The 26795-nt window shown below is 69.7% G+C and carries 18 protein-coding genes and 1 pseudogene; 10 read left to right on the top strand and 9 right to left on the bottom strand.

The window, feature by feature from the left end; genetic code table 11:
* Positions 1-7 precede the first annotated feature (7 nt).
* The 4 genes from ACWGKS_RS24480 (at position 8) to hrpA (ending at position 16854) form a co-directional block, all read left to right on the top strand.
* Positions 8-4777: a type I polyketide synthase gene (locus tag ACWGKS_RS24480; RefSeq protein ID WP_452524175.1), complete on the top strand. Its 4770-nt coding sequence runs from the start codon at positions 8-10 to the stop codon at positions 4775-4777.
* A gap of 94 nt (positions 4778-4871) precedes the next feature.
* Entirely contained in the window at positions 4872-11924 is a 7053-nt protein-coding gene (locus tag ACWGKS_RS24475) for an SDR family NAD(P)-dependent oxidoreductase (RefSeq protein WP_452524173.1), read from the top strand.
* Positions 11921-12727: an alpha/beta fold hydrolase gene (locus tag ACWGKS_RS24470; RefSeq protein WP_358504352.1), complete on the top strand. Its 807-nt coding sequence runs from the start codon at positions 11921-11923 to the stop codon at positions 12725-12727. The genes ACWGKS_RS24475 and ACWGKS_RS24470 overlap by 4 nt, the downstream gene beginning before the upstream one ends.
* Positions 12728-12873: 146 nt before the next feature.
* Entirely contained in the window at positions 12874-16854 is a 3981-nt protein-coding gene (gene hrpA / locus ACWGKS_RS24465; RefSeq protein ID WP_358504349.1) for an ATP-dependent RNA helicase HrpA, read from the top strand.
* A 42-nt stretch (positions 16855-16896) separates the two neighbouring features.
* On the opposite strand, the gene ACWGKS_RS24460 is transcribed toward hrpA, so the two are convergent.
* Both ACWGKS_RS24460 and ACWGKS_RS24455 read right to left on the bottom strand, forming a co-directional pair.
* Positions 16897-17547: a pyridoxamine 5'-phosphate oxidase family protein gene (locus tag ACWGKS_RS24460; protein ID WP_358504346.1), complete on the bottom strand. Its 651-nt coding sequence runs from the start codon at positions 17545-17547 to the stop codon at positions 16897-16899.
* 67 nt (positions 17548-17614) lie between these two features.
* Positions 17615-18088 (bottom strand): globin domain-containing protein, encoded by a 474-nt coding sequence (locus tag ACWGKS_RS24455; RefSeq protein ID WP_358504344.1) that lies wholly within the window; start codon positions 18086-18088, stop codon positions 17615-17617.
* A gap of 479 nt (positions 18089-18567) precedes the next feature.
* Between ACWGKS_RS24455 and ACWGKS_RS24450 the strand changes: the two genes are divergently transcribed.
* Positions 18568-19770, top strand: coding sequence for a lactonase family protein (locus tag ACWGKS_RS24450; RefSeq protein WP_358504341.1), 1203 nt, complete (start codon positions 18568-18570; stop codon positions 19768-19770).
* A gap of 120 nt (positions 19771-19890) precedes the next feature.
* Here the strand turns inward: ACWGKS_RS24450 and ACWGKS_RS24445 are convergent, their stop codons facing one another.
* Positions 19891-20871, bottom strand: a complete 981-nt coding sequence (locus ACWGKS_RS24445; RefSeq protein ID WP_358504338.1) for a hypothetical protein — start codon at positions 20869-20871, stop codon at positions 19891-19893.
* Positions 20872-21009: 138 nt separating this feature from the next.
* Between ACWGKS_RS24445 and ACWGKS_RS24440 the strand changes: the two are divergent.
* A pseudogene (locus ACWGKS_RS24440) lies at positions 21010-21126 on the top strand (lactonase family protein); the annotation flags it as partial.
* 214 nt (positions 21127-21340) lie between these two features.
* On the top strand, positions 21341-22579 hold the full coding sequence (locus tag ACWGKS_RS24435; protein WP_358504335.1) for a DUF2786 domain-containing protein: 1239 nt from the start codon (positions 21341-21343) through the stop codon (positions 22577-22579).
* Positions 22580-22851: 272 nt separating this feature from the next.
* On the opposite strand, the gene ACWGKS_RS24430 is transcribed toward ACWGKS_RS24435, so the two are convergent.
* From ACWGKS_RS24430 to ACWGKS_RS24420, 3 genes are read right to left on the bottom strand one after another with little or no spacing between them, the layout of a single operon-like run.
* The gene (locus tag ACWGKS_RS24430) at positions 22852-23136 is read right to left on the bottom strand and encodes a hypothetical protein (protein ID WP_358504332.1); all 285 of its coding nucleotides are present in this window, start codon (positions 23134-23136) and stop codon (positions 22852-22854) included.
* The gene (locus ACWGKS_RS24425; protein ID WP_358504329.1) at positions 23133-23387 is read right to left on the bottom strand and encodes a hypothetical protein; all 255 of its coding nucleotides are present in this window, start codon (positions 23385-23387) and stop codon (positions 23133-23135) included. Before ACWGKS_RS24425 ends, ACWGKS_RS24430 begins: the two co-directional genes overlap by 4 nt.
* Positions 23384-23839 carry an ATP-binding protein gene (locus tag ACWGKS_RS24420; protein ID WP_358504326.1) on the bottom strand — a complete coding sequence of 152 codons (456 nt, stop codon included), beginning with the start codon at positions 23837-23839 and terminating at the stop codon, positions 23384-23386. The genes ACWGKS_RS24425 and ACWGKS_RS24420 overlap by 4 nt, the downstream gene beginning before the upstream one ends.
* Positions 23840-24078: 239 nt before the next feature.
* Here ACWGKS_RS24420 and ACWGKS_RS24415 point away from each other — a divergent pair, with 239 nt between their 5' ends.
* From ACWGKS_RS24415 to ACWGKS_RS24405, 3 genes are all read left to right on the top strand, one after another.
* Positions 24079-24915 (top strand): helix-turn-helix domain-containing protein, encoded by an 837-nt coding sequence (locus ACWGKS_RS24415; RefSeq protein ID WP_358504323.1) that lies wholly within the window; start codon positions 24079-24081, stop codon positions 24913-24915.
* The gene (locus ACWGKS_RS24410; protein ID WP_358504320.1) at positions 24851-25162 is read left to right on the top strand and encodes a DUF397 domain-containing protein; all 312 of its coding nucleotides are present in this window, start codon (positions 24851-24853) and stop codon (positions 25160-25162) included. The genes ACWGKS_RS24415 and ACWGKS_RS24410 overlap by 65 nt, the downstream gene beginning before the upstream one ends.
* Positions 25163-25529: 367 nt before the next feature.
* Positions 25530-25928: a hypothetical protein gene (locus ACWGKS_RS24405; protein ID WP_358504317.1), complete on the top strand. Its 399-nt coding sequence runs from the start codon at positions 25530-25532 to the stop codon at positions 25926-25928.
* Here the strand turns inward: ACWGKS_RS24405 and ACWGKS_RS24400 are convergent.
* From ACWGKS_RS24400 to ACWGKS_RS24390, 3 genes are all read right to left on the bottom strand, one after another.
* Positions 25862-26215: a YgjP-like metallopeptidase domain-containing protein gene (locus ACWGKS_RS24400; protein WP_358504314.1), complete on the bottom strand. Its 354-nt coding sequence runs from the start codon at positions 26213-26215 to the stop codon at positions 25862-25864. The genes ACWGKS_RS24405 and ACWGKS_RS24400 overlap by 67 nt on opposite strands.
* Positions 26216-26346: 131 nt before the next feature.
* On the bottom strand, positions 26347-26607 hold the full coding sequence (locus tag ACWGKS_RS24395) for a type II toxin-antitoxin system RelE family toxin (protein ID WP_358504311.1): 261 nt from the start codon (positions 26605-26607) through the stop codon (positions 26347-26349).
* Positions 26604-26789, bottom strand: coding sequence for a hypothetical protein (locus ACWGKS_RS24390; protein ID WP_358504309.1), 186 nt, complete (start codon positions 26787-26789; stop codon positions 26604-26606). The genes ACWGKS_RS24395 and ACWGKS_RS24390 overlap by 4 nt, the downstream gene beginning before the upstream one ends.
* Positions 26790-26795 lie beyond the last annotated feature (6 nt).

Here is a 26795-nt window from a genome sequence, read left to right as displayed (position 1 = left end):
GCTTGAGTTGAGCAGCGAAAGCGAACGCCTGGTCGCGGCGCTCCGGAACACGATGAAGGAGAACTCCCGGCTCCGCGCCGAGCTGGAGAGTGAACCCGAACCGATCGCGATCGTGGGAACGGGATGCCGGCTGCCGGGTGGTGTGGACACCCCCGAACAGTTGTGGGAGATGGTCTTCGAGGGACGGGAGGCGGTCGGTCCCCTCCCCGACGACCGTGGATGGGACCTGACGGGACTCCTGGCCCAGGGGGAGAACGGCCGACTCGTCGACATGGACCGGGGATCCTTCCTACGGGACGTCTTCGACTTCGACCCGGCCTTCTTCGGTATCTCGCCCCGTGAGGCCGAGGCGATGGAACCCCAACAGCGCCTCCTGCTCGAACTGGCCTGGGAGACGCTCGAACGGGCGGGGATCGCCCCGACCTCCCTGGCCGGCAGTGAGACCGGTGTCTACGTCGGGCTCGTCCAACAGGAGTACGGGCCGCCGGTGCACCGGAGCACGGCGGACGGCGTCACCCTCACGGGGGTGTCGTCGAGCGTCGCCTCCGGCCGTATCTCCTACTGCCTGGGACTGACCGGCCCCGCGCTGACGGTGGACACCGCCTGTTCCTCCTCGTTGGTCTCCATGCTCCTGGCCGTGCGCGCCCTTCGTGGGGGCGAGTGCTCACTGGCCCTGGCCGGTGGCGCCACGGTCATGTCGACCCCCGGAACCCTCACCGAGTTCACCCGCCTGCGCGGGGTGGCCCCCGACGGGCGCTCCAAGGCCTTCGGTCGGGACGCCGACGGAGCCGCCTTCTCGGAGGGGGCGGGGATGGTGGTGCTGGAACGCCTGTCCGACGCCCGACGCAACGGTCACCGCGTCCTGGCGGTCGTTCGGGGCGGCGCGGTCAACCAGGACGGGGCCTCCAACGGGCTCACCGCCCCCAACGGCCCCTCCCAGACCCGGGTGATCGGCCGGGCGCTCGCCGACGCCGGGCTGACCCCCGCCGACGTCGACCTGGTGGAGGCCCACGGCACCGGGACCACCCTGGGCGACCCCATCGAGGCTCAGGCGTTGATCGACGCCTACGGCCGGGGACGTTCCGAGGACCATCCGCTCTGGTTGGGTTCGCTCAAGTCCAACATCGGGCACCCGCAGGCCGCCGCCGGGGTGGCCGGGGTCGTCAAGACCGTAGAGGCCCTGCGGCACGGGATCATGCCGCCCACCCTGCACGCGGACGAACCCAGCACCTACGTGGACTGGGACGGAGGTGTCCGGCTGCTCCAGGAGACCCGTCCCTGGGCGGACACCGGCCGGCCGCGCAGGGCGGCGGTCTCCTCGTTCGGGATGAGCGGGACCAACGCCCACCTGATCCTGGAACAGGCTCCGGACGCCGACCCACGGGACGTCCCCGCGCGGCCGGTCTCGGTGGCGGGGGCCGCCGCATGGCCCCTGTCCGCACGCACCCCCGAGGCGCTCACCGCCCAGGCCGCGCGCCTGCGCGAACACGTCCAGGACCACCCCGACCTCCTTCCGTCCGATGTCGGGCACGCCCTGGCCACCACGCGCTCGGCCCTCGAACACCGGGCCGTGGTCGTGGGACGCGACCGTGACGAACTCCTGACCGCGCTGACCTCCCTGGAGGCGGGAACGCCGGGGGCCACCGTGGCCACCGGCCGGGCCCGCCCGGACCGCCGCCCCGTACTGGTCTTCCCCGGCCAGGGCGGCCAGTGGGAAGGCATGGCCGTCGAGCTTCTGGACGCCTCCGCCGAGTTCGCCCGGCACGTCGACGCCTGTGAACGGGCGCTGGAACCCCACGTCGGTTGGCGGCTCACCGACGTCCTTCGAGGCGTGCGGGGCGCACCCGCACTGGACCGCGTGGACGTGGTGCAGCCCGCGCTGTGGGCGGTCATGGTCTCCCTGGCCCGCCTGTGGATGGCGCACGGCCTGGTCCCGGCCGCCGTGGTGGGCCACTCACAGGGGGAGGTCGCCGCCGCGCACATCGCGGGTGCCCTCGGCCTGGAGGACGCCGCGAAGGTGGTGTCCCTGCGCAGCCGGGCCGTGCTCGAACTCGCCGGCACCGGGGCGATGGCCTCGGTGGCGAGCCCCGCCAAGGCCGTGCTCGACCGCCTCGGCCCCTGGGCGGGGCGGGTCCACGTGGCCACGGTCAACAGTCCTTCGAGCACCGTCATCGCCGGTGAACCCGACGCGGTGGCCCAGGTGGTCCAGGGGTGTGAGGCCGAAGGCGTCCGGGCCCGGATGATCGCCGTCGACTACGCGTCGCACACACCGTTCGTGGACGTCCTGCGGGATCGGATCCAGGGTGAACTGTCCGGGATCGTTCCGACCAGACCGCAGATCCCCCTGTACTCCACCCTGACCGGTGAACTCCTGGACGGACGACCGTTGGACGCCGCCCACTGGTTCCAGGGCCTGCGCGAACCCGTGCGTTTCGCCGAGGCCACCGAGGCCCTGATCACCGCCGGACACGACGTGTTCGTCGAGGTCGGACCGCACCCGGTGCTCACCCCGGCCGTTCAGGAGACAGCGGAGGTCGTCGGGGCCGACGACACGGTCGCGCTGGGAACCCTGCGCCGTGACGAGGGTGGCCCGGTCCGCTTCCTGACGGCCCTGGGACAGGCCCACGGCCACGGGGTCGACCTCGACTGGTCCCCACTGTTCGATGTGGACGCCGTCCCGGTGGACCTGCCCACCTACGCCTTCCAAAGACAGCGGTATTGGCGGCCGGGACCGGAGACGCGGGCCGAGGGGCGCTCCTTCGAGAACGCCGTCGGCGACGTCGAGGGCGGTCCCGCCGGCGGCTGGACCTACCGCGAGGAGTGGGTGACCGTTCCGGTGCCCGCCATCGCTTCGGCGAACCCATCGGCCACGGCCACCGACCGGGGCACCTGGCTGTTGGTCGGCTCCCGGAGCGGGCCGGCGATCCAGGGCTGCGTCGCGGCCCTGGAGGCGGACGGTCACGGCATCCGCGTCGTCGACCTCCCCCACGACGCCGGGCGGGATTCGGTGTCCGCACTGCTCGACACCGCCCGGGACGGGGCGGGGAACATCGCCGGCGTCCTGCTGACCACCGCCCTGGACACCGCCCCCGACGAGGTCCGGCCCCCGTCCACCGACCCCGCCCACAAGGACGCCCTTCTCACCCTCCAGGCCATGCTCGACACGGGGATCGACGCCCCGCTGTGGTGCCTGACCAGTGGCGCGGTCGACAGCGGAACCGGCGTGAACGATCCCGCCGCCGCGCTGCTGTGGGGCCTGGGCCGTGTCGCGGCCCAGGAGCACACCGACCATTGGGGCGGTCTGGTCGACCTCCCCGACCCCGACGACCCGGAGAGCGGAACCGTCCTGGCCGCGATCCTGACCGGCCGGGTCGCGGCGGGTGAGGACCAACTCGCGGTGCGCGGACCCGCCGTGCTGGCGCGACGACTCGCCAGAGCACCGCTCGGAGGGGACGGGGTCCGGGACTGGAAGCCGTCGGGCACGGTTCTGGTCACCGGCGGCACCGGAGGGCTCGGGGCGCACACCGCGCGCCGGCTCGCCGAACTGGGGGCCGAGCACCTCCTCCTGCTCAGCCGCCGCGGACCCCGGGCCCCCGGGGCCGAGGAACTGACGGCCGACCTCCGTGCGGCCGGGGCCCGGGTCACGCTCGTGGCCTGCGACGTCGGGGATCGCGCCGAACTCGCCCAAGCCCTCGCCGATGTTCCCGAGGACCTCCCGCTCACGGCCGTGTTCCACACCGCCGCCGAGTTGGACGACGGCGCCGTGGCCGACCTCGACCCGGTCGACATCGCCCGGGTCCTGCGGGCCAAGGCGGACGGAGCCGTGCATCTGCACGCGCTCACCAGAGGGCTGGACCTTTCGGCGTTCGTGTTGTTCTCGTCGGTGGGCGCCGTGTTCGGTGTGACCGGCCAGGGCAACTACGCCCCCGGCAACGTCTTCTGTGAATCCTTCGCCCACTACCGCCGCTCCCTGGGACTACCCGCCACGTCGATCGCGTGGGGTGCCTGGGAGGGTGCGGGGATGGCCGGTCGCGAGGCCGTGGCCGGGCTGTTGCGCCGACACGGCCTGCCGACCATGAAACCGGAACCGGCGCTGGAGGGGTTGCGGCGCGCCCTGGACCACGACCAGACGGCGTTGGCCGTCGCCGACGTCGACTGGCCGCGCTTCCGGGTGGCCTTCACCGCCAACCGGCCCAGCCCACTGATCGGCGACCTCCACCCGGCCGGGGTCATGGGGACCACCGCGTCCACCACCCCGCCCACGGAGGGAGCGACCCTGCGGGACCGACTCTCCGGAGCGGGGCGCGGCGAACGGGTCCGCGCGCTCACCGAGCACGTGTGCGAACACGTGGCGGCCATCCTCGGGTACCGGTCGGCGGACGACGTCCCGTCCGACCGGGGCCTGAAGGACCTCGGGATGGACTCGGTCACGGCGGTGGAACTGCGCAACCGGCTCTCCGCGCTCACCGGAGTCCGCCTGCCCTCCGCCGTCGCCTTCGACCACCCCACCTGTGAGGCGCTGGCCCGGCACGTCGAGGAACGCGTGTTCGGCAGCGCGGAACAGATCGTCCTGGAACGTCTCGACGGTCTCACCGCCGCCCTCGACGAGTACGAGGGCGAACGGGGAGCCCTGGTCGCCGAGCGACTCCGAGCCCTGTTGGGCCGACTGGACCCGGGGGTGTCGAATCGGCCGGAGTCCGGTCCCGAGGACTCCGACCTGGCCACGGCCTCCAAGGAAGAGCTCTTCGCGCTCATCGACGAGACCCTGGGCGACTGATCCCGGCCGACGCCCAGGGCCAAGGACCGAACGACCACAGCCAAGACCCCGGCACCGCGCGCGGTGCCGCGAAGTGAAGCGGTGAGGCACGCCCATGACCGACGACGCACAGGTTCTCGACTACCTCAAACGGGTCACCACCGATCTGCGACGCACCCGCGCCGAACTCGCGCGGCTGCGTGAACGCGACAGCGAGCCCATCGCGATCGTGGGCATGGGCTGCCGTCTGCCCGGAGGGGTGGACGGCCCCGAAGAACTCTGGAACCTGCTGGCACAGGGGGCCGACGCCATCGGCGACCTGCCCGAGGACCGGGGATGGGACGTCGAGGACATGCGAGGCCGCCCGGGCATGTCCGCGGGCGGCGGGTTCCTCGACGACGTGGCCGGGTTCGACGCCGGGTTCTTCGGGATCTCCCCGCGCGAGGCCGAGGCGATGGATCCCCAACAGCGGCTCATGCTGGAGGTCACCTGGGAGTCCCTCGAACGCGCCGGGATCGACCCCGCGGCCCTGGCCGAGACGTCCACCGGGGTCTTCACCGGGATCAGCACGACCGACTACGCCCGCACCACCACCTCCGGCAGGGTGCCCATGCCTGAAGGGGCCGTGGGCTACCTGATGACCGGCGTCGCCGCCAGCGTGGCCTCGGGGAGGATCGCCTACACCCTGGGGTTGCGGGGCCCCGCGCTGACCGTCGACACCGCGTGCTCCTCCTCCCTGACGGCCGTCCAACTCGCCGTGCGGTCCCTGCGCCAGGGCGAGTGCTCACTGGCGCTGGCGGGCGGCGCCACCGTGATGTCGAGTCCCTCGCTCTTCGCGGAGTCCGCCAAACAGGGCGTGCTCTCCCAGGACGGTCGCTGCAAGGCCTTCGGTGCCGGGGCGGACGGCACCGGGTTCGGTGAGGGCGCCGCGGCCCTGGTCCTGGAGCGGCTCTCCGACGCCGAACGCAACGGCCACCGCGTCCTGGCGGTGGTTCGGGGCGGCGCGGTCAACCAGGATGGCGCCTCCAGCGGACTGACCGCCCCCAACGGCCCCGCGCAGACCCGGGTGCTCCGGGCGGCGCTGACCGACGCCGGGCTGACCCCCGACGACATCGACGCCGTGGAGGCGCACGGAACCGGCACCGAACTCGGTGACCCGATCGAGGCCGACGCCCTCTTGGACGTGTTCGGCGGTAGGTCGGGCGGGGATCCCCTCTGGCTGGGGTCGGTCAAGTCGAACCTGGGCCACACCCAGGCGGCGGCCGGCGCAGTCGGGATCATCAAGATGGTGCTGGCCCTGGGTCACGAACGACTTCCCAGGACGCTGCACGCCGATCGCCCCTCGACCCTGGTCGACTGGGAATCGGGCGGTGTGCGGCCGTTGTCCGAGGCGCGGGACTGGCCGCGCGGCGAACGACCGCGCCGCGCGGGTGTGTCCTCCTTCGGCATCAGCGGGACCAACGTCCACCTCGTGCTGGAGGAGGCCCCCGAACCCGCCGCCGAGGCCTCGCAGGCCCCGGAAACCGCCGGGCCACTGGTCGAGGGGCGCACCGTCTGGTCGCTGTCCGCCCGCGACCGGGCCGCGCTCACGGCCCAGGCCGACCGTCTCGCCGATCGGCTGACCGACCACCCCGGTGGTGCCCCCTCCGCCGGCGACGTCGCCCGCTCGCTGGCCACCACCCGCGGCCGTTTCGCCCGGCGCGCGGCCGTTGTCGGCGCCGACACCGAGGTCCTCACCGACCGGCTGCGGTCCCTGGCGCGAGGCGAGGACACCGAAGGTCTGGTCACCGGTGAGGTCCACCGGCCCGGACGCTCGGAGAAGCCGGTCTTCGTCTTCCCCGGTCAAGGCGGTCAGTGGGCGGGCATGGCCAAGGGCCTCATGGCGCACTCCCCGGTCTTCGCCGAGTCCGTGGCCGAGTGCGAACGGGCCCTGGCCCCTCTCGTGGACTGGTCGCTGTCGGCGGTCCTGCGACAGGAACCCCACGCTCCGCCCTTCATGGGGCAGGACGCGCCGGCGGACGTCGTGCAACCGGCCCTCTGGGCGGTCCTGGTGTCCCTGGCCCGGCTGTGGCGCGCCGCGGGGGTCGAACCCTCCGCCGTGGTCGGTCAATCCCAAGGAGAGGTGGCCGCCGCCTGTGTGGCCGGGATCCTCTCCCTGGAGGACGGTGCGCGGGTGGTGGTCACCCGCAGCCGTGTGCTGGGCAAGGTCGCGGGGGAGGGCGGCATCGCCGTGGTCGGGCTCGGCGCGGCCGAGGTCGCCGGTCTGATCGAAGGCCAAGGTGACCGGATCGTCCTCGCGGGCGCCAACGGACCGGATACCAGCACGGTCGCCGGTGCCGCCGAGGTCATCGACGTGTTCGTGGCGGCCCGTGAGAGGGACGGGACCTTCGTGCGAAGGATCCCGGTCGACTACACCTCGCACTGCTTCCTCATGGACCGGGTCGAGGAGGAGTTCCGGGCCGGTCTGGTCGACCTGCGCCCCCGCCCGGGCACCGTACCGTTCCACTCCACCGTGGCCCCCTCGCCCACCTGGCGACCGGGGGACGAGCCGCCGACGGAGCCCGTGGACGGGAGCACGCTCGACGCCGACCACTGGTACCGGAACCTGCGCCACGGGGTGCTCCTCGAACCGGTGATCCGTCGACTGGCCACCGCCGGGCACGCGTTCGTCGAGGTCGGAGCGCACCCGGTGTTGTCGATGCCGTTGCGGCGGACCCTGGAGGCCGCCGGTGTCGCCGACCGCCCCGTGGTGCACACCCTGCGCCGGGACGAGGACACCGGCGACCGCTTCCTCACGGCGCTGGCCGAGGCGCACTGCCAAGGAATCACCGTCGACTGGGAACGGGTCCTGGGCGCCGGCGCGAACGACGTCGAACTGCCGACCTACCCCTTCCAACGACGCCGATACTGGCTGGAGGAGCCCGAGCTCGCCGGTGATCCCTCATCGGTCGGCCTCACCCCCGCCGACCACCCGCTGATCGGCGCCTGGACGCCGATCGGTGCGAGCGGACAGACTCTCTTCACCGGCCGACTCGACACCGCGCGGGCGCCCTGGCTGACCGAACACGCGGTGTCCGGTCGGGTGATCCTGCCCGGAACCGCCACGTTGGAACTGCTCCTGACCGTCGGACGGGTCTGCGACCGTCCCGAGATCGCCGAGCTGACCCTGAGCGCACCACTGGAGATCGACCCCGACGGTCCCGGGACGCCCTTCCAGGTCATCGTGGAGGCCCCCGACCTGCGCGGGGCGCGCGACTTCCGGCTGCTCTCGTCCTCCCCCGACGGAGAACACTGGACCGAGCACGCCGAGGGACGGCTGGTCCCGGCCGCACGGACCCCCGCGCCGGCCCCCGTGCCGTTCGCCCCCGGCACCACCGAACTCGCGATGGCCGACACCTATGCCCTGTTCGAGGCCCGCGGCATCGAGTACGGTCCCGCCTTCCAGGGCCTGCGCGCGGTCCGCGCCGACGGAACCCGCACCTGGGCCGAGGCCGGACCGGACACCCTGCCCACTGACGCCGAGGCGATGACCGGCCCGCACCCGGTCCTGCTCGACGCCGGACTCCAGTCCCTGCTCCTGCGTGAGACGGACACCGACGAGGCGCCCCGACTGCTGATGCCCTTCGGCTGGAGCGGGGTACGACTGCATCGGTCCGACACCCCCGAACGGGTCCGGGTGCGGCTCACCCGGACCGGGGACGACACCTACGAGGTCCTGCTCACCGACCCCGAGGACGCGCCCGTCCTGAGCATCGCCGCCCTCTCCGTCCGGGAGGCCGCACCGATGACCGGAGCGGACCAGGACGCGCTCTTCCACCAGGAGTGGGAGGAACTCACAGAACCGGGCGAGGGCGCCGTGCCCGACCCGACGACCTGGGCCGCGGTGGGCACCGTGCCCGGGATCGATCGTCGTCCCCAGGAGGGCGACGAGGCGCCCGCCGTGATCGTGCTCGCGCCCGAGGGACCCGCGGGCGCCGACCCCGAACACGCCCTCGAACGGTTGTCCGCCGTACTGGGCCCGATCCGCGACCGGGTGGAGGCCGACCGCTACGCCGCCACCCGTTTCGTGGTGCTCACCCGGGGAGCCGTGAGCCTGCCGGGGGACACCGACCTGCCCGTCGACCCGTCCGCCGCGGCGCTGTGGGGACTCATCGCCTCCGCCGAGACCGAGAACCCCGGCCGCTTCCTGCTGCTGGACGCCGACCACGCCGACCCGGAACTGGTCGCCGCCGCGCTGCGCACGGCGGAACCGCGAGTGGCCGCCAGGGGCGGTCGGCTCCACGCCCCGCGCCTGGCCCGCACCCGCTCCGAGGCCGACATCGGTACCGTTCCGCCCGCCCGCGGCCCGGGCTGGCGTCTGGACACCGACGGTCACGGCATCCTCGACGGACTTACCTACGTGCCCGTGGCCCAACGCCCGCTCGCACCCCATGAGGTGCGTGTCGCCGTCCGCGCCGCGGGGCTGAACTTCCGCGACGTCCTGATGACCGTGGGCATGTACCCCGAACCGGGCGACATCGGCAACGAGGGCTCCGGCGTGGTGCTGGAGGTCGGAGAGGCCACCGAAGGCCTGAAGCCGGGCGATCGGGTGATGGGGCTCTTCCCCGGCGCCTTCGGCCCGGTCGCGGTGGCCGACCACCGGTACCTGGCCAAGGTCCCCCAAGGGTGGGACCACGCGGAGGCGGCCGCCATCCCCGCCGTCTACCTCACCGCCTACCTCGCCCTGGTGGAGGAGGCCGGCCTGCGCGCCGGTGAGACCGTCCTCATCCACTCCGCCGCGGGCGGGGTGGGTCAGGCGGCACTCGGCCTGGCCCGGCACCTCGGTGCCCGCGTGCTCGCCACGGCAAGCCCCGAGAAATGGGACCTGCTCCGAGGGTCCGGTCTGGGCGAGGACGAGATCGCGCACTCGCGTGAACTCGGGTTCGAGGAGTGCTTCCGCGCGAGCGCCGGCACCGTGGACGTGGTCCTCAACTCCCTCACCGGGGACGCGATCACAGCGTCCCTGCGGCTACTCGGCGAGGGCGGCCGGTTCATGGAACTGGGCCGTAACGAACTGCTCGGAACGGGCGACGTCCCCGAAGGCGTCACCTACCGGGCCTTCAACGTCCTGGAATCGGGGCCGGAGCCGATCCGGCGCGCCTTCGCCGCACTCCTGCCGCTCCTCGCGGACGGCACCCTGCCCCGTGGCCCCCTCAGTCGGTACCCGATCGAGGAGGCGCCCGAGGCGTTCCAGATCATGCAGCGCGGCCACAACGTCGGCAAGGCCGTACTGGAGCTGTCCACTCGCTTGCGCCCCGGTGGAACGGTCCTGATCACCGGGGCCACCGGCCGCCTGGGCAGCCTGGTCGCCCGCCACCTGGTCGTCCGGCATGGCGTGGAGGACCTCCTCCTCATCGGTCGCCAGGGGCCCCGCGCCCCCGGCGCGACCGAACTCGTCGCCGAACTCACCGAGCTCGGGGCCCGCGTCCGGATCGAGGCGTGCGACGTCACCGACACCGACCGTCTGCGGGACCTCCTCACCGAGGTTCCGGTCTCGGCGGTCGTGCACTCGGCCGGCCTGATCGACGACTCCACCTTCACCGGGCTGACCACCGCACGCCTGGACAAGGTGATGGCTCCCAAGGCCGTCGGCGCGTGGAACCTGCACCGTCTCACCGCCCACCTCGACCTGGACGCGTTCGTCCTGTTCTCCTCGGCGGCGGGGGTCTTCGGTAGCGCCGGTCAGGCCGCCTACTCGGCCGCCAACGCCTACCTGGACGCACTCGCCCGGCACCGTCGGGAACAGGGACTGCCGGCCCAGTCGCTGGCCTGGGGGCGCTGGCTGGTGGAGACCCGCGAGTTCGCCGAGATGGACGACGTTTCCGCGAACCGGATGGCCCGCACCTGGGGCGTCCAGGGGATCGGCGACGACGAGGGGTGCGCGCTGTTGGACGCGGCCATGGCCGCCGGCCGCGCCGAACTCGTGCCCTCACCGATCGACCTGGTGGGCCTGCGCACCCGAGCGGTCACCCAAGGGTCCGTGCCGGCGCTGATGCGCGGGCTGGTGCGCGCCCCCGAACGCGCGGCCGGCGACACCGACCGGGTGATCTCCGTGCCGTCCGGGGCCGAGCGCAGGGGGCTGATCACCCGACTGGTCCGTGAACGTGCGGCCGAGATCCTGGGCTACGCGGAGTACGGCGCCCACCAGGAGTTCCCCGAGTCCGGGTTCGACTCGCTGACCGCCGTGGAGCTGCGCAACCACCTCCAGGCGCTCACCGATCTGCGCCTGCCCGCCACCCTGGTGTTCCAGCACTCCACCCCGGTGGCCCTGGCCGAGCACCTCGACCGGGAGATGGGCGGGTCCACCCCGGGAACGGGCACGACCGGGGGGACCCCCGACAGCCTGGTCGGACTCTTCCTGGACGCCTGCGTCGCGAACCGCCCCAAGGAGGCCGTCGACCTGGCCCTGGCCGCCTCGCGCACACGCGCGGTCTTCACCGGGGCCTCACCCTCTGCCGCCACCACCCTGGCCACGGGACCCGAGGAACCCGTCCTGATCTGCCACCCGTCCCTGGTCATGACCTCCGGCCCGCACGAGTTCGCCCGATTCGCCGGCCGGTGGCAGGGACGCCGTGGAGTCCACGTGCTCTCCGCTCCGGGGTACCTGGAGGGCGAGGAACTACCCGCGGACCTGGACACCTTCGTGCGCTCCCAGGCCGACCAGGCGCTCGCCGTGGCCGCCGGTCGTCCGTTCGTCCTGGTCGGTCGTTCCTCGGGTGGTTGGACGGCACACGCCGTCGCCGAGGAACTCGCCGCCAGGGGGACCCCGCCCGCGAAGGCCGTCCTACTCGACACGGTGGTGCCCGGCGACGACGAACTCCTGCCCATGGTGACGGAGTTCGTCACCGAGCGCGCCAACGAGTTCGAGCTGATGGACACCGCCCGACTGACCGCGATGGGCGCCTACCTCGACCTGTTCTCCTCGTGGCGGCCCTCGTCGTGGCGGGGCCCGACGGTGCAGGTGCGTCCGATCGAAGCGGTGGTCACCGCCGGCGGCGCCAAACTCGGCCTGGACTGGAGTTGGCCCACCGCGCACGACCGGTTCGAGGTGCCGGGGGACCACTTCACCATGATGGAGGAACACGCCCCCCGGACCGCCGAAGCGGTGGACCGGAGCATCGCCGAGTGATCTCTTCGTCGACGCGGTCGCGGTGGATCCACCGCGACCGCGTTACCCTCCACGTCCTGGACACCGGTACCGAGGGACCACCGGTCGTGCTGCTCCACGGCCTGGCCGGCAACGCCCGAGAGTTCCTCCCGACCGCTCACGCCCTCGCACCTGACTTCCGGGTCCTCATGGTGGATCAACGCGGCCACGGCCGTAGCACCCGCCTGCCCGAGGACACCTCCCGGGAAGCGTTCGTCGCGGACATCGTCACCGTCATCGAGGAACTCGCCGAGGGGCCCGTGCACCTGGTGGGCCAATCCATGGGCGCCCACACCGCGATGCTGACCGCGAGCGCCCGCCCCGACCTCGTGGACCGGCTCACCATGCTGGAGGGACACCCCGGGGGAGACGGCCCCGAGACCGCGCCCCGCATCGGCGCGTACTTCGCCTCCTGGCCCACCCCGTTCCCCGACCGGGACGCGGCCCGCGCCCACCTCGGCCGCCACGATCTCACCGAGGTCTGGGTCGCCGATCTGGAGGAGACCCCCGAGGGATTCGTGCCCCGCTTCGACCCCGCGGTCCTGGAAGCGATCATGGTCGGCCTCCGCCGACCGCGATGGTCCGAATGGGAGAACCTGCAGGTCCCGACCCTCGCCGTCTTCGGCGACCTCGGCATGTTCAGCGACGCTCAGCAGCGGAGTCTGCTCGACCGTCGTCCCACCACCCGCCTCGTAGAGATGGAGGACACATTTCACGACCCTCACTTGAACGACCCTCGGCAGTGGAATCGCATTCTCCACCAATGGCTGACTCGTCCTCTCTGATCGGCGGCGGAACAATCCGTCTCGTCGGGGCGTTGGCGAGTGTGGTGCGCCCGGGACCCCGACCCGGCAGCCGCCCGCACCCCGCACCGACCCGGCCGGCCACGCCCGGTAAAACCGGTTGCGGGCCCTTCTAACCTTGAGTACTGATGAGCACCACCACGCCCGCGCACGCGCGCAAGCCCTCCTCCGACGCGGATCCGCTCCGCGCCCGGTTGCGCGGCCTCATGCCCGCCGACCGCCATCGGCTCCGCCGCCGCATCGACGGCCTCGCCAAGATCGGTGACGAGCGTCGCCGCGCCTCGGTGCGCGACCAGGTCGTCAAGGACGTCGAACGCGCCGAGACGCGCGTGGAACTGCGCCGTGAGGCCGTCCCCGAACTCTCCTATCCCGAAGAACTCCCGGTCAGCGCCAAGCGCGACGACATCTCCGCGGCCATCCGCGACAACCAGGTCGTCATCGTCGCCGGTGAGACGGGTTCGGGTAAGACCACCCAGCTGCCCAAGATCTGCATGGAGCTGGGTCGCGGCGTCATGGGCACCATCGGCCACACCCAGCCGCGCCGGCTCGCCGCTCGCACGGTCGCCGAGCGCGTCGCTGACGAGATCGGCACCCCCCTGGGGGAGACGGTCGGCTACAAGGTCCGTTTCACCGATTCCTCCGGTGACAACACCCTGGTCAAGCTGATGACCGACGGTATCCTGCTGGCCGAGATCCAGCACGACCGGATGCTGCGCCAGTACGACACGCTCATCATCGACGAGGCGCACGAACGCAGCCTCAACGTCGACTTCCTGCTCGGATACCTCAGGCAGCTGCTGCCCAAGCGGCCCGACCTGAAGGTCATCATCACCTCGGCCACCATCGACCCCGAGCGTTTCTCCCGTCACTTCGACGACGCCCCCATCATCGAGGTGTCCGGACGCACCTACCCGGTGGAGGTGCGCTACCGGCCCATCACCGACGAGATCCTCGACCCGGAGGAGAAGAACCCGGGCGGGGGCACCGACAAGGACCAGACCCAGGCCATCCTGGAGGCCGTCGACGAGCTCTCCCGCGAGGACCCCGGCGACGTCCTCGTCTTCCTCAGCGGCGAACGCGAGATCCGCGACACCGCCGAGGCCCTGGAGAAGAAGAAACTCCGCGGCACCGAGGTCCTTCCGCTCTACGCCCGCCTGTCGGTGGCCGAACAGAAACGTGTGTGGTCCCGGCATGGTGGCCGCCGCATCGTGCTCGCCACCAACGTCGCCGAGACGTCCCTGACGGTGCCCGGCATCAAGTACGTGATCGACCCCGGCACCGCCCGCATCTCCCGCTACTCGCACCGCACCAAGGTGCAACGCCTGCCCATCGAGGCGGTCTCGCAGGCCTCCGCCAACCAGCGCAAGGGTCGTTGTGGCCGTGTCTCGGAGGGCATCTGTATCCGGCTGTACTCCGAAGAGGACTTCCTGTCCCGCCCCGAGTACACCGACCCCGAGATCCTGCGCACCAACCTGGCCTCGGTCATCCTGCAGATGGCCGCCCTGGGACTGGGCGACGTCGCCGCGTTCCCGTTCGTGGACGGCCCCGACCACCGCCAGATCAAGGACGGCGTCAACCTCCTCACCGAGCTGGGCGCCCTGCACCCCGAGCCCAAGGACGCCAAGGAGAGCCGGCGTCGCCTGACCCCGACCGGCCGCCGCCTGGCCCAGCTGCCCATCGACCCCCGCCTGGGGCGCATGGTCCTGGAGGCCCAGGAACGCGACTGCCTGCCCGAGGTCATGGTGATCACCTCCGCGCTGTCCATCCAGGACCCGCGCGAACGCCCCACGGAGAAACAGCAACAGGCCCAGCAGGCGCACGCCCGGTTCGCCGACAAGGAATCGGACTTCCTGGCCTTCCTCAACCTGTGGAACCACCTGCGCGAGCAGCAGAGGGAACTGTCCGGCAACCGGTTCCGCAAGATGTGCCGCGAGGAGTTCCTCAACTATCTGCGGGTACGCGAGTGGCAGGACATCCACGGCCAGCTCAAGCAGGTCCTGCGGCAGATGGACATCGAGGTGCCGCCGCTGCGCGAGGAGACCGCCGACACCCGCGCCGTCCACATGTCGCTGTTGTCCGGTCTGCTCTCCCACGTGGGCCTCAAGGACCCCGACAAACACGAGTACCTGGGCGGTCGTGGGGCGCGCTTCGCGATCTTCCCCGGTTCGGCCCTGTTCAAGAAGCAACCGCGCTTCGTCATGGCCGCCGAACTGGTCGAGACCTCCAAACTGTGGGGTCGCATGGTCGCCAGGATCGAACCCGAGTGGGCCGAGGAACTGGCCGGCGACATCGTCAAGCGCAGCTACAGCGAACCGCACTGGGAACGCAAGCGCGGCGCCGTCATGGCCTATGAGCGGGTCACCCTGTACGGGGTGCCCATCGTCGTGCAGCGCAAGGTGTCCTACGGTCGGATCGACCCGGAGATGTCCCGGGAGCTGTTCATCCGCCGCGCCCTGGTCGAGGGCGACTGGGAGACCCGCCACCAGTTCTTCCACGACAACCGCAAACTCCTGGACGAGGTCGAGGACCTCGAACACCGGGCCCGCCGCCGCGACATCGTCGTGGACGACGACACCCTGTTCGACTTCTACGACCGTCGCGTGGACTCCTCCGCCGTGTCGGCCGCCCACTTCGACTCCTGGTGGAAGAAGGCCCGCCGCACCGAACCCACGCTCCTCGACTTCACCCGCGATGAGCTCATCAACGACGGCGTGGACGTGGTCAGCGAGGACGACTACCCCGACATCTGGCGTCAGGGGCCCTTCGTCTTCCCGCTCACCTACCAGTTCGAGCCGGGCAGCGACTCCGACGGCGTCACCGCGCACATCCCCGTCAAGTTCCTCAACCAGGTGGAGAACAACGGGTTCGACTGGCAGATCCCCGGACTGCGCGACGAGCTCGTCACGGCGTTGATCCGTTCGCTGCCCAAACCGCTGCGTCGCCACTTCGTGCCGGTGCCCGACAACGCGGCCCGGGCCCGCGGCGCCCTGAACCCCTATGAGGGTTCGCTCACCGAGGCCCTGGCCGCGGAGCTCACCGTCATGGCCTACGGCGAACGCGTCCGGCCCGAGGACTTCCAGCTCGATCGGGTCCCCGACCACCTGCGCATCACCTTCCGTGCCGTGGACGACCGCAAGCGCACACTGGCCGAGTCCAAGGACCTCGAACAGTTGCGCGCCAAGCTCAAGCCGCGGCTGCGCGAGGCGATCGCCACCGAGGCCAAGGGCGTGGAGAAGAAGGGCATCACCTCCTGGGACTTCGGCCCGCTGGAGCAGACCCTGGAACGCAAGGCGCTGGGCCCCAAGGTGAAGGGCTACCCGGCGCTGGTGGACGAGGGCGACAGCGTCGCCATCCGCATCTTCGACACCGACGCCGAACAGCGCTCCGCCATGCGCGCGGGTGTGCGCCGGCTCCTGTTGCTGACGATCCCGTCCCCGGCGACGGCGGTGAGCAAGGGCCTGAACAACCCGGACAAGCTCGCCCTGGCCGACAACCCACACGGTTCGATCAAGAAGATCCTCGCCGACGCCGAGTCCGCCGCCGTCGACCACCTGCTGGTCCGCGAGGGCGGCCCGGTGTGGAACGGCGACGACTTCGCGAAGCTGCGCGATCGCGTGCGCGCCGACCTGGGTGACACCCTCGCCGAGGTCCTGGACAAGGCCGCCCGTGTCCTCGTGCTGTGGCGCAAGGTGTCCAAGAAGGTCAAGGGCTCCACGTCCCTGGCCGTGCTGCCCTCGCTCAACGACGTCCAGGGTCAGCTGGGCGACCTGGTGGGCGATGGCTTCCTCACCAACGCCGGCCTGTCCCGTCTGGACGACGTGCACCGGTACCTGCGCGGTATCGAGTACCGGCTGAACAAGCTGCCCGAGAACCCGCGCCGCGACCAGGTCAACATGTCCAAGGTCGAACAGATGCGCCAGGCCGTGCGGCGGATCCGGGGTGTGCTCAAGGCCGGCCGCGCAGACGACCCGGACGTGGTCGAACTGCGCTGGATGCTGGAGGAGTACCGGGTCAGCCTGTTCGCCCAGGAGCTGCGGACCGCCTACCCGGTCTCGGACAAACGCATCATGAAGGCGATCGAGGCGGTCAAGGCCGCCGACAAGAAGTAGTGGTCACCGGGTGTACCCCCTAAGGGGGCACCCGGTGAGCGCCTACGGGTGGCCGACCCCGGAGGGTGCGCGCAGGCGGGTCTCACGTTCCTCCTTGGCGGCGAAGAAGTCACCGCCCTTGCGCAGCGTGTCGTCCGTGCCCCAGGACTCGTCGGCGCCGACCTTGCGCAGGTGGGGGATGTGCTTACGGCAATGGATGTAGGCCTCCTCGACCTGCACCATCATCCACATCTGCGCCCGTTGGCCCGGGGTCTGCGGTAGGGGCAGGTTCGGGACGTGGGGTCGCAGACGCTCGTCCTCCATGATCTTCACGCGGCCGTTGACGTGCAGGCCGATCCGGTCGCGTTGGAAGTCCATGAACATCAGCCCGATGTGCGGGTTCTCGATCACGTTGCCCGCGCTGGCGAACACACCGTTGCCGCGATACTCCGGATAGACCAGGGTCCACTCGTCGATGACGTGCACGAAACCGGGTGGCCCGGCCCGGAAACTGGAGTCGCACTCACCACGGGCGTCGGCCGTCGCGATGAACAGCATCTCCTGGCGGGCGATGAACTCCCTCATCATCGGGTTGAGGTGGTCCAGCATCTGGTCGCGGTAGAAGCGTTCGGCGCGTTCGGTGCTTCCCATGACCGCCTGTACGTAGTGTTCCCCCTCGGATCCGGGCACGTGGTTGCTACTGCTCTGTGTCATCAACGAGGACCTTCGACGGTGTGCGGTGTACGGGGACGGCGACGCGCGGGTGTGACGTCCGATGCCGTCAGCGTGCCCTGTGGGACGCGGAGTGGGACATGGCGCTCTCGGCCCCGGCCATCATGTGCGCGGTGATCCACTGGTAGACCAGCACCCATGACGAGCTCATCGAGGAGGACCAGGTGGGCGAGACCTCGCTGACGGCGCGGATCAGGGCACGTCCCACGTGGGGGTAGTGCTCGGGTCGCACGCCCAGCTCGCGGTGGTGTTGCAGCCCCAGGTTCCGCAGGTATCCCGCGAGTTCCTCGGGGGTGTCCAGGTGGTGGACCACGGACAGTAGGGCGTCGGCCATGCGTTGCTGCTGCGGTTTGAGGTCGGTGGAGAACATCACCCGCACCTCGGGGACCATGGCGAAGAGGTGGTCGTAGAAGGCCCTCGATAGGCGGGTCGACCCCTCGGGGATATCGGCGCACGATAGACGGACCTGTTCGATGGTCGTCGGATCGGGCAGCGGTACTTCGGATATGGGACGGAGGGCCAATGGGGGTCCTGTTGTTCGGGTGCGGGGTCACGGGTGGTGAGTACGCCGGGCCGGGCGCACCCTCCGAACCGAGGATGAAAAAGTCTCTGACCTAGACCTTCGTGTGCTTTTCGCGACAAAGGTCCCGAAGTGTCCTCATCTTCTATGGTCTCGCGGAATCCGAGAGACTGAATCCGCCGAAAACGCAGAGGACATGGGTTATCGAGAGCGGTTCCGTCCTCCCCGGATCGGTCTTTCGAGGAGGAACTGTAACAGATGCGCTACACAGGGCAGAGGCCTCTTTTTTGTGAACAGTGAATACTTTCGGGACTCAGGTGCGCGCGACCTGGACGCCTCGCGTGAGGTCCGGACCCCGGGGCGTTCACACGGGTTCGGTGCACCGCTCGGTTCGGCCTTCTCCGACCGTGCCCAGGGGCGATACCATGCCGCCGGTGGTATGGACCACATCCCTGCCCCAAGCGACGGAAACGAGGCACCCTGTGGACACACCCCGACGGCTTCTGCTCGTGGGGACCTACACCCCCGACTCCGAACCGCCGGGGGAGGGACAGGGCGTGCACCGGGTCTGGTTCGACCCCCGGACCGGTGAGATGACCGACGACGGGATCGCCGTCCGCACGACCGGCCCCTCCTTCCTCGCCTACCGGCCCGAACCGCCCACGGTGTACGCGGTCAACGAGCGCGCCGAAGGCACCCTCACCGCGTTCCGGCCGCACGGCGACGCCTCCCTCACCGAGATCGGATCGGTGCCCACCGGCGGCGGCTCCCCCTGCCACGTGCGCTACCTGGGCCCGCACCAGGTCGCCGTCACCAACTACGCCAACGGCGTGGTCACCCTCATCACCACCGCGGAGGACGGCACGCCCACCGGCGACACCCTCGAATTCACCCATCAGGGCACCGGCCCCGTCACCGAACGCCAGGAAGGGCCGCACGCGCACAGCAGCGCCGTGGCCCTGGACTCCTTCGAACCCGGCAACCGCTACCTGCTCGCCGCGGACCTCGGCACGGACGAACTGCGCGTCTACCACTACAGCCCGGTCCCCGAACAGCTCACCGAGGAGGCCCCCGAGCCTCGCGAGAACGCCTTCCCCGGCGTGCCCCTGCCACCCGGCACCGGACCCCGCCACATGGTGGTCAACGGCGACCACGTGTACGTCGCCGGTGAGCTCGACTCCCGCGTGCACGTCGTCCGCTGGGACGGGGTGTCCGGCAGCGGCGAACACCTGGGCTCGGTCACCGCCACCGCCCACGAGGCGGCCGGGAAGAACTTCCCCGCCGAGATCGCCCTGCACCGGCTCAAGGTCGAGGGCCGCGAGATCGCCGAGGGCGACGCGTTGCCCCCGACCAGCACCTACGAGGGGCGTGTGTACGTTTCCAACCGGGGCGCAGACGCCATCTCCACGTTCGCGGTCCGGGACGGAGGTGCCCGTCTGGAGCACCTCGCGGACACCCTCGTGGGGGCCTGGCCCCGCCACTTCACCGTGGTCAGAGGCCATCGCGACGAGCCCGACCACCTGGTCGCCGCCGCCCAGAACGGCGATGAGCTGATGTCGTTGCTCATCGACCCCGACACCGGCGTTCCCCAGGACACCGGCCACCGCCTGGCGATCTCGGCCCCCGTCTGCGTCCTGCCCATCCCCCTCAAGCGCATCCGCCGTGCCGAGGCCGGCCAGGCCTGAGAACACGGCCCCGCGCCCCCATGACCCTCGCCGGGCACCGTGTCACTCGGTGGCCGGGGTCCGTTCCGTGGACCAGGGCATGGGGGCGCCGTGTCGCGCCGCCTTGAGCAGCGCGACCGCTCACACCTCGTTGACGGCCCTGCCTCGGTAACCGATGGGGCCCTCGCCGACCCGCTGGTAATAGCCGAGGAAGCCTGTCCGATCCTCCTCGAAGGCGACCGAACCGGAGTTCTCCCGCTGGTCGCGCCAGGTGATCCGCTCCACCGGGGCGTCACCATCCTCGACCATCAGCCGCAGCTCCCCCGAGGTGTGCCAACGCTCGCCCCAGTGCTCTTCGGTGCGGAAGCGGTGCACGGTGGCCTCCTCCGTCCCCTCCGGGTAGGCCAGGCGCTGTTCCAGGTCACCCCGGTACTCGCTCAGCAGGCCATCGGCCGAGCGGTGGTAGCCGTGGAAGTCACCCAGTGCCGACTGGAAGCTGATCGCCGCCTCGGCTCCGTCGGCGTCGCGCCAGGAGAGCTGAGCGATCGGTGCCTTCTCACCCCGGTCGACGTACACCAGCAGCCGCTCGGCGGTTTCCCACTGTTGCTGTGGCCCCTGCGTGGAATGGACCCGCTTGCGGGTGGTGTAGCGAAGCACCGAACGCCGGTCGGCGGCGGCGAGCATCGCGCATACCGAGCGGTCTCGTTCGTCGATGGAGTCGACGCTGATCCGGTACAGCCACAGCATCGTTCGGGCGTCCGCGCCGTTGTGCACGGTCACCACGTTGGGGCCATCCGTTCGCAGCCACCCGCCGGGAACCGCGAAGTCGAGGTCCTGGGGCAGGTCGCCGCCGCCGGGGATGGTCAGGCGCGAGGCCACCGGTTCGCCGTTGACCAGCACGGTCAGCGGGGCATGCCCCGGGGAGCCTCCGCTCTTGGAGACGAGCGCGGTCACCCGCAGGACGCCTTCCACGATCACTTTGTCCAGGTAGAAGGTGAGATCGACGGAGCCTCCCGAATCCAGCTCTATCCTGCTTCCGCCGAACCGGGCGTTCTCGCGGTCCACCTGGGCGTTGGCCACCCGGGCAGGGCTGGCGGTCAGGTCGGCGTAGGTCGGTTCCATGGGGACTCCTGGAGGAGGCCGCGGAGCTTCCCGAGAAGGGGGATGGGAGGGGATGGGGACGGGAAGCCCAACGGTGATGGTCGGAGGGTCACGCGGAGCGTAGCGGAGGAGTGCGACAGACCCGCCTTGCCCGGACCCTTTGAAGGGAACGACGGGAGCGCCCACCTGGACCACCTCGCGGGCGCCCCCGTGGGCGCCCGGCCCCGCCACTTCACCGTGGTACGCGGCCATCGCGACGAACCCGACCACCTGATCGAGGGATCGTTCGCGCGTTGTCCACAACCGTCAACGGCGAAGACGTCGATGTGGGACGCTCGTAACGAACATCCCAGACCATGGTGAGGACCACGTGGGAAAGTCCAATCGCGAACGCCGTCGGGCGAAGCAGAAGAAGTCGCGGGAGCGGCAACGCCGTCGCAGTGGCCCCACCCAGAGCCAAGCGCCTTTCGAAGGGTCGATCTTCGACACGATGACCGATCAGGAGATCATCACGGCCCTGATCGACTCGGGGGCGTCCTCCTGCGACTGTGGTCGGTGCCCCGGCCGGCCTCGCGAGGAGGTCGCCGCGATACTCGCGGAGGAGGGCAGCGAGTGGCACCGGATCGTGGACAGGGCCCTGTTCGGCGTACTCGTCGACGCGGTCGCCCAGGTGTGGCCCCGAGGGTGGCAGCCCGCCGAACTCGTCCGGATCGTGCGTCGGGAGAACTCACGTCAGGCCGCCGACCTGGTCACGGACGTGGTCATGGCCGAGAACCGTCACCACGCCGCTGCCCGGGTGGCGCCCGAGTGGGCCGACCAGGTGCGCGGGCTGGGCGAGCCGTGGTGGGGGACCGACATCGACCACACGGCCCGGTTCATCGAACGGCACGGGGTCACCCGTCTGGGCCACGTCACGACGGCCCTGGAACTCATCGAGTTCTTGGACCACCTCCCGCAGATCCAGGTCCTCACGCCCCCGCCGGGAACGGCCAGAGCCACCTCCCGCCGGCTCCGGGACCAGGTGGACCCGAGCAAGCTCGCCCGGATCCGTGCGCTGTTGGCCAAGGCGGAGGCCACCGAGTTCCCGGAGGAGGCCGAGGCGCTCTCCGAACGGGCCCAACGGTTGATGGCCAGGCACAGCATCGACCACGCCGCCCTGATGGCGGAATCGGGCCGCGTATCGGAGGTCGGTGCGCGGCGCATGCCCCTGGACGCCCCCTACGAGGACCTCAAGGTGGTGCTGTTGGAGGTCGTGGCGCAGGCCAACCACTGTCGGTCGGTCTGGCACAAGAACATGGGCATGTGCACGGTGATGGGTTTCCCCGACCAGATCGACATGGTGGAGTTGCTGTTCACCTCCCTTTTGGTCCAGGCCACCACCGCGATGCGGCGGGCCGGTTCCACCCGTGACGCCCGTGGCCGTTCCACGACGCGGTCCTTCCGCAGTTCCTTCCTGAGCTCCTTCGCCCAGCGGATCGGGGAACGCCTGGCCGAGTCGGCGGACGGGGAGGAGAGCGCGGCCCTGGACGAGTACGCTCGCGCGGGCACCGACCTGCTGCCCGTGTTGGCGTCGCGTGAGCGGCAGGTACGCGAGGCGCTGGCGGAGTCCTTCCCCGAACTGGAGATGGCCAGGGTCTCCCGGACGACCAACCCGAGCGGGTGGCGGGCGGGTCGGGCCGCAGCGGACGCGGCGAGCCTGGGCATGGGGGAGCGGATCACCACGGGGTGACCCTGGTGGGGCCTGCCAGGAGGCTCGGCCCCCGCGTTCCCGGCACAGGCTCCACTCCGTTGGTCGCGATGGGTTCCTTGGGAACCGATCCCGATGATCCACCGTTCAAAACCCCGGAATCCCGGGACAGACCCGTCCTCGTCGCGATTGGGTTGGCCGCACTGGCCGTGACGAAGCTGTCCGGTTGTCAACTACCCGTGGCTGAAGCCTCCGTGGCCAGAACACAGGGGTGTGGCCCGGGTAGGGGTTCCCGGGCCACAGTGGGTGTGTGGTTAGCGGAACGGGTTCACTCGGTGGGCGCGGTCAGGCCGCCGCCAGGGGGAGAAGCGTCGAGGGGTGGGAACCTTGGCCGGGTACCTGCTCGGCTGGATTCGTTCGATCTCCTTGGTCAGCGCCTGCGCGCTGTCGCCACTGACCAGCACCATCAGGCCCGTGTGCGCCGCCCAGTACTGGCCGGTCGAGTCTCCGTGCCAGATGGTCCATCCCCGCTTTCGGAAGGTGGCGCGCAGCCGGCACAGGTGGTCCGCCACGGGAACATCCAGAGTGTCCAGCGTCATTTGCGACCCCCTTCCTCGCCCATGTGGGTCTCGTCCGTGGCGAGGATGGTGAGCGTTCGCCTCAACTCCTCCGGGCAGGCCGTCACGACCAGTTCGGGTCGACCGTTGGCGTTGGTCCGGGTGCTGGTCGCGGTGAAGCAGGGCTTTCCGGGTTCCCCGCTCAGCTCGCAGATGAGGAAGTCGGGGAACTCTGTGCGCAGGCGCAGGACGGTTTCGCTGGGCCGCAGATGATAGCCGGTCAAGGTGATCACCGGTCCCAACGGAGCTCGAAGAACATGCCGGGTCCACGGCCGGACTCGAAGCGTCCCCACCGGGAGGCGAGGGCGTTCACCAGGAACAGCCCGCGTCCGTGTTCGGCGTCGGGGTCTGGATCCGCAAGGTGGAACTCGGGGGATCGGCCCTGGGCGTCACGGACTTCCACTCGCAGGCGTTCGGGGGAGAAGAACACCCGGACGAAGTAGTCTCCGCTGGTGCTGTCGCGCTCTGATCCCAGGGCGTGCAACACCTGGTTGGTCGCCGGCTCCGAGAGCAGGAGCAGCGCGGTGTCGCCGATCTCCTCGGGAAGACCGACGATCTTCAGGCGACGTCCGAGCCAGTCACGGGCCTGGCTGACGCTTGAGTGCTCGCCGGAGAACCGGAAGGAGCAGCGGCGCAGCGGAATCCGCTGACGCTTCGTCGCGATGGGAACGATACGGTTGACCATGAGTCCTCACCTGTCTACTCAGGTTGTGGGCTAAGGCCCTGGTTCGGTGTTAGCGCACCGGATCGGGGCCGTTTTGCTGGGTTCAGGACTTGCTACGTGTGGTGCAGTCATGGAGATGGCCTGCCTTCACAAAGGTCACATTGACATGCGACTCAGAGATGTTTCCAGCCCTAGTCTGATAATTAAGGAGTTTGTGGAACCCTGCAGTATGTTGCAGTGGGTTGTGGTTAACTGTAGTCATGGTGGATAGTGAGAAGGCTGCACTAAAGACTGAATTGGTTCAATTCGGACAAGAGTTGCATCGGTTGCGCAAGGCTGCAGACATCTCACAGCGTGAGTTGGCTGCGAGGACCTTGATCTCCTACCAGATGCTTGGCGCTATAGAGCGTGCCGAGCGTGCTCCGCGTAAGCAGTTTGTCGAGCTTGCCGACAGGGAGTTGGGGGCTCAAGGAGCGTTGATTCGCCTGCGTCCAGGGGAACGTGAGAGCTACCATCGATGGTTTCGTCGCTACGTAGATCTGGAGCGAGAGGCGAAGCTTATTCACGATTTTCAGGCTGACGCCATACCAGGCTTGTTCCAGATCGAAGGCTATGCCCGGACGGTGTTGAGTGCTGGATGGCCGCCGATCGATACGAAGCAGATCGAGGCTGAGCTCACCGCTCGGATGACGCGACAGAGTGTGCTTGAGCGGGGTTCGGCTCTACTCATCTCTGCCATCATCGATGAATCTGTGCTGCGTCGATCAGTTGGTTCCAAGCAGATCATGCAAGACCAGATGGAGCACCTGATTCGCCTGTCGCAAGACATGAAAATCCGGATTCAGGTATTGCCCTTTTGCGCTGGGGCGCACGCAGCGATGAACGGATCATTCAAAGTGTTGGCCATGAACGACGGGGCTCGCCTGGCATACGCAGAGATCCCTAGCAGCGGTCGCGTGATCTCTGATGTGGAAGACGTGGAACAATATTCCTTGTGGTTTGGGGCGCTTCAGTCGCAGGCGCTCTCGCCGAGTGAGTCCGTGGACTTCATATCCCGATACAAGGAGGCACACAGTCGTGAGATCGACTCCTTTTAGCTGGTACAAGTCTAGCTACAGCGGTAACCGGGGTGACTGCGTAGAGGTCGCAGGCACTGTGCCGTCCAACTGGCGCAAGTCCAGCTACAGCGGTAACCAGGGTGGGGACTGTGTCGAGGTCGCGGACACCTCGCACCATGTCCACGTCCGGGACACGCAGAACCGCTCCCTCGGGCATCTCACCTTCACCCCATCCACCTGGACCACCCTCCTGAGTGCCCTGCGTGAAGGCTCAGTCACCCAGTAGTCTCTGGCTATCAATTTCGGGCTCCGAAGGCCCGAAACGGCGGGCGTTTGTCGTCACCGTCCGGCAGAATCTGGGCAACATGGACATGTCGCCCGCACGCTGAGACGCCTGTGACGAAAGGTGCCCGATGCACACCCCTGAGGGCCCATCCCCACACTCCTCCGTTCCGTATCAGCCCGGAAACCGGTCCGCTGGCAGGCAAGCCACCGGCGGCAAGCAACCAACCGGACCCGAATGGGAGCTGACCGAGAAACCCCTCATCGACCAGCTCACCACCATGGGATGGACCCTCGGGGGAAGGTGACGTGCGCTCTTCCCCTCCCTGTACGGCGCCAAGGTCCCTGACCTCATCGACCAGTACATCCGCGTGCACGACATCCGGACCAAGATCCCGCTCACGGCCATCACCGCGAGCGACTTCGAGAGCAAGATCGAGGCGTTGTCCTCGGACCGGGCCAAGGCCCCGGAGAGGGAACACGCGCTACGCCACCACATCAGCCAGAACCTGGACCAGGACCCCGAGCACTATGGCAGGCTCTCCGAACGCTTCGACGAGATCCTCACCCGGCTGGACGGCAACCGGGCCGCGATGTACGAGGCGTTCCCGGACCTGCACGCCGATGTGAAGGAGGGCCGGCAGGCAGGCCGACGACACCGGCCTGGACCCCAACACCGAAGCGCCCTTCTGCGACCTGATCGTCACGACCATGCGGGACGAGGATACGGGGGCCGGCCGGGGACCTGGTCGGTGACCTTCAACCGGTAGCGGCGGCCCAGGTAGTCGAAGCCCTCACCCGAGACGAACTCGCGCCGAGGTTGGCGTGAGATCAGCACGTCCTTGTCCGCCAACTTGTCCCGGACCCAGTGCCGTTTGCGTCGCACCCACTCCTGGACCCGTGCCCACTCGATGTCCTCGGGGACGTGCAGGATCAGGGATCCGTCCCGATCCACAGTGATACCCGCCGTCTTGCGCCGTGAGGAGATCCGCACCGAGAAGACCAACTCCTCCAGGTGCAGCCGTTCGGGAGGGTGGGTGTTCAGGGTCGCGGGCATGGTGACCAGGCTAGACCACGCTCAGAACGTCACCGAGGAGCAACGGCCGACCTCGACCACCGATCAGCGTTTCCGATGCGAGGGCTTTCAGCCCTCATCCACTCCGCCGGCAGTGTCCTTCACCTGGTATTTCAGTGCCCGTATACGTCGCCGCGAGAACCGATCTTGACGACCACCACGGTGACCTGGCCATCATCGATCGTGTAGATCACCCGATGATCTCCGATACGGATGCGATAGCCATCTCTGGCTTTGAGTTTCTTGCATCCAGAAGGACGAGGTTCATCCGCCAGTTCAGAGATCGCCACGGCGATCCGCTTGCGCGAAGGCTGATCGATTTTACGAAGTGTCTTCCGGGCAGTGGACGTGATTTCCACCTGATATCGGCTCACACATAGTCCTCGAGCCGGAAGGGCGATGTCTCCTCGCCCGCGAGGTTTTCCACCGCGGCACTGTCCGCAGCGTCTTCCAGGTTCTCCAGGTACTCGGCGGAGACCAAGACGAGCCCACGGTCGGCGAGGGCTCCCGCCAATGCCGCCGCCATTGCATCCGGTTCGATCGGTTCAGCTGTCATGATGCT

It is taken from the genome of Nocardiopsis sp. NPDC055879, from assembly GCF_053615935.1.
This window is presented reverse-complemented; position numbering and strand designations above follow the sequence as displayed.

Excerpts from the sequence above, each read along its gene's own strand:
- ACWGKS_RS24475 (WP_452524173.1), top strand. The coding sequence starts at position 4,872 with ATGACCGACGACGCACAGGTTCTCGACTACCTCAAACGGGTCACCACC.
- hrpA (WP_358504349.1), top strand. The coding sequence starts at position 12,874 with ATGAGCACCACCACGCCCGCGCACGCGCGCAAGCCCTCCTCCGACGCG.
- ACWGKS_RS24460 (WP_358504346.1), bottom strand. The coding sequence starts at position 17,547 with ATGACACAGAGCAGTAGCAACCACGTGCCCGGATCCGAGGGGGAACAC.
- ACWGKS_RS24445 (WP_358504338.1), bottom strand. The coding sequence starts at position 20,871 with ATGGAACCGACCTACGCCGACCTGACCGCCAGCCCTGCCCGGGTGGCC.
- ACWGKS_RS24435 (WP_358504335.1), top strand. The coding sequence starts at position 21,341 with ATGACCGATCAGGAGATCATCACGGCCCTGATCGACTCGGGGGCGTCC.
- ACWGKS_RS24430 (WP_358504332.1), bottom strand. The coding sequence starts at position 23,136 with ATGACGCTGGACACTCTGGATGTTCCCGTGGCGGACCACCTGTGCCGG.
- ACWGKS_RS24420 (WP_358504326.1), bottom strand. The coding sequence starts at position 23,839 with ATGGTCAACCGTATCGTTCCCATCGCGACGAAGCGTCAGCGGATTCCG.
- ACWGKS_RS24415 (WP_358504323.1), top strand. The coding sequence starts at position 24,079 with ATGGTGGATAGTGAGAAGGCTGCACTAAAGACTGAATTGGTTCAATTC.
- ACWGKS_RS24400 (WP_358504314.1), bottom strand. The coding sequence starts at position 26,215 with ATGCCCGCGACCCTGAACACCCACCCTCCCGAACGGCTGCACCTGGAG.
- ACWGKS_RS24390 (WP_358504309.1), bottom strand. The coding sequence starts at position 26,789 with ATGACAGCTGAACCGATCGAACCGGATGCAATGGCGGCGGCATTGGCG.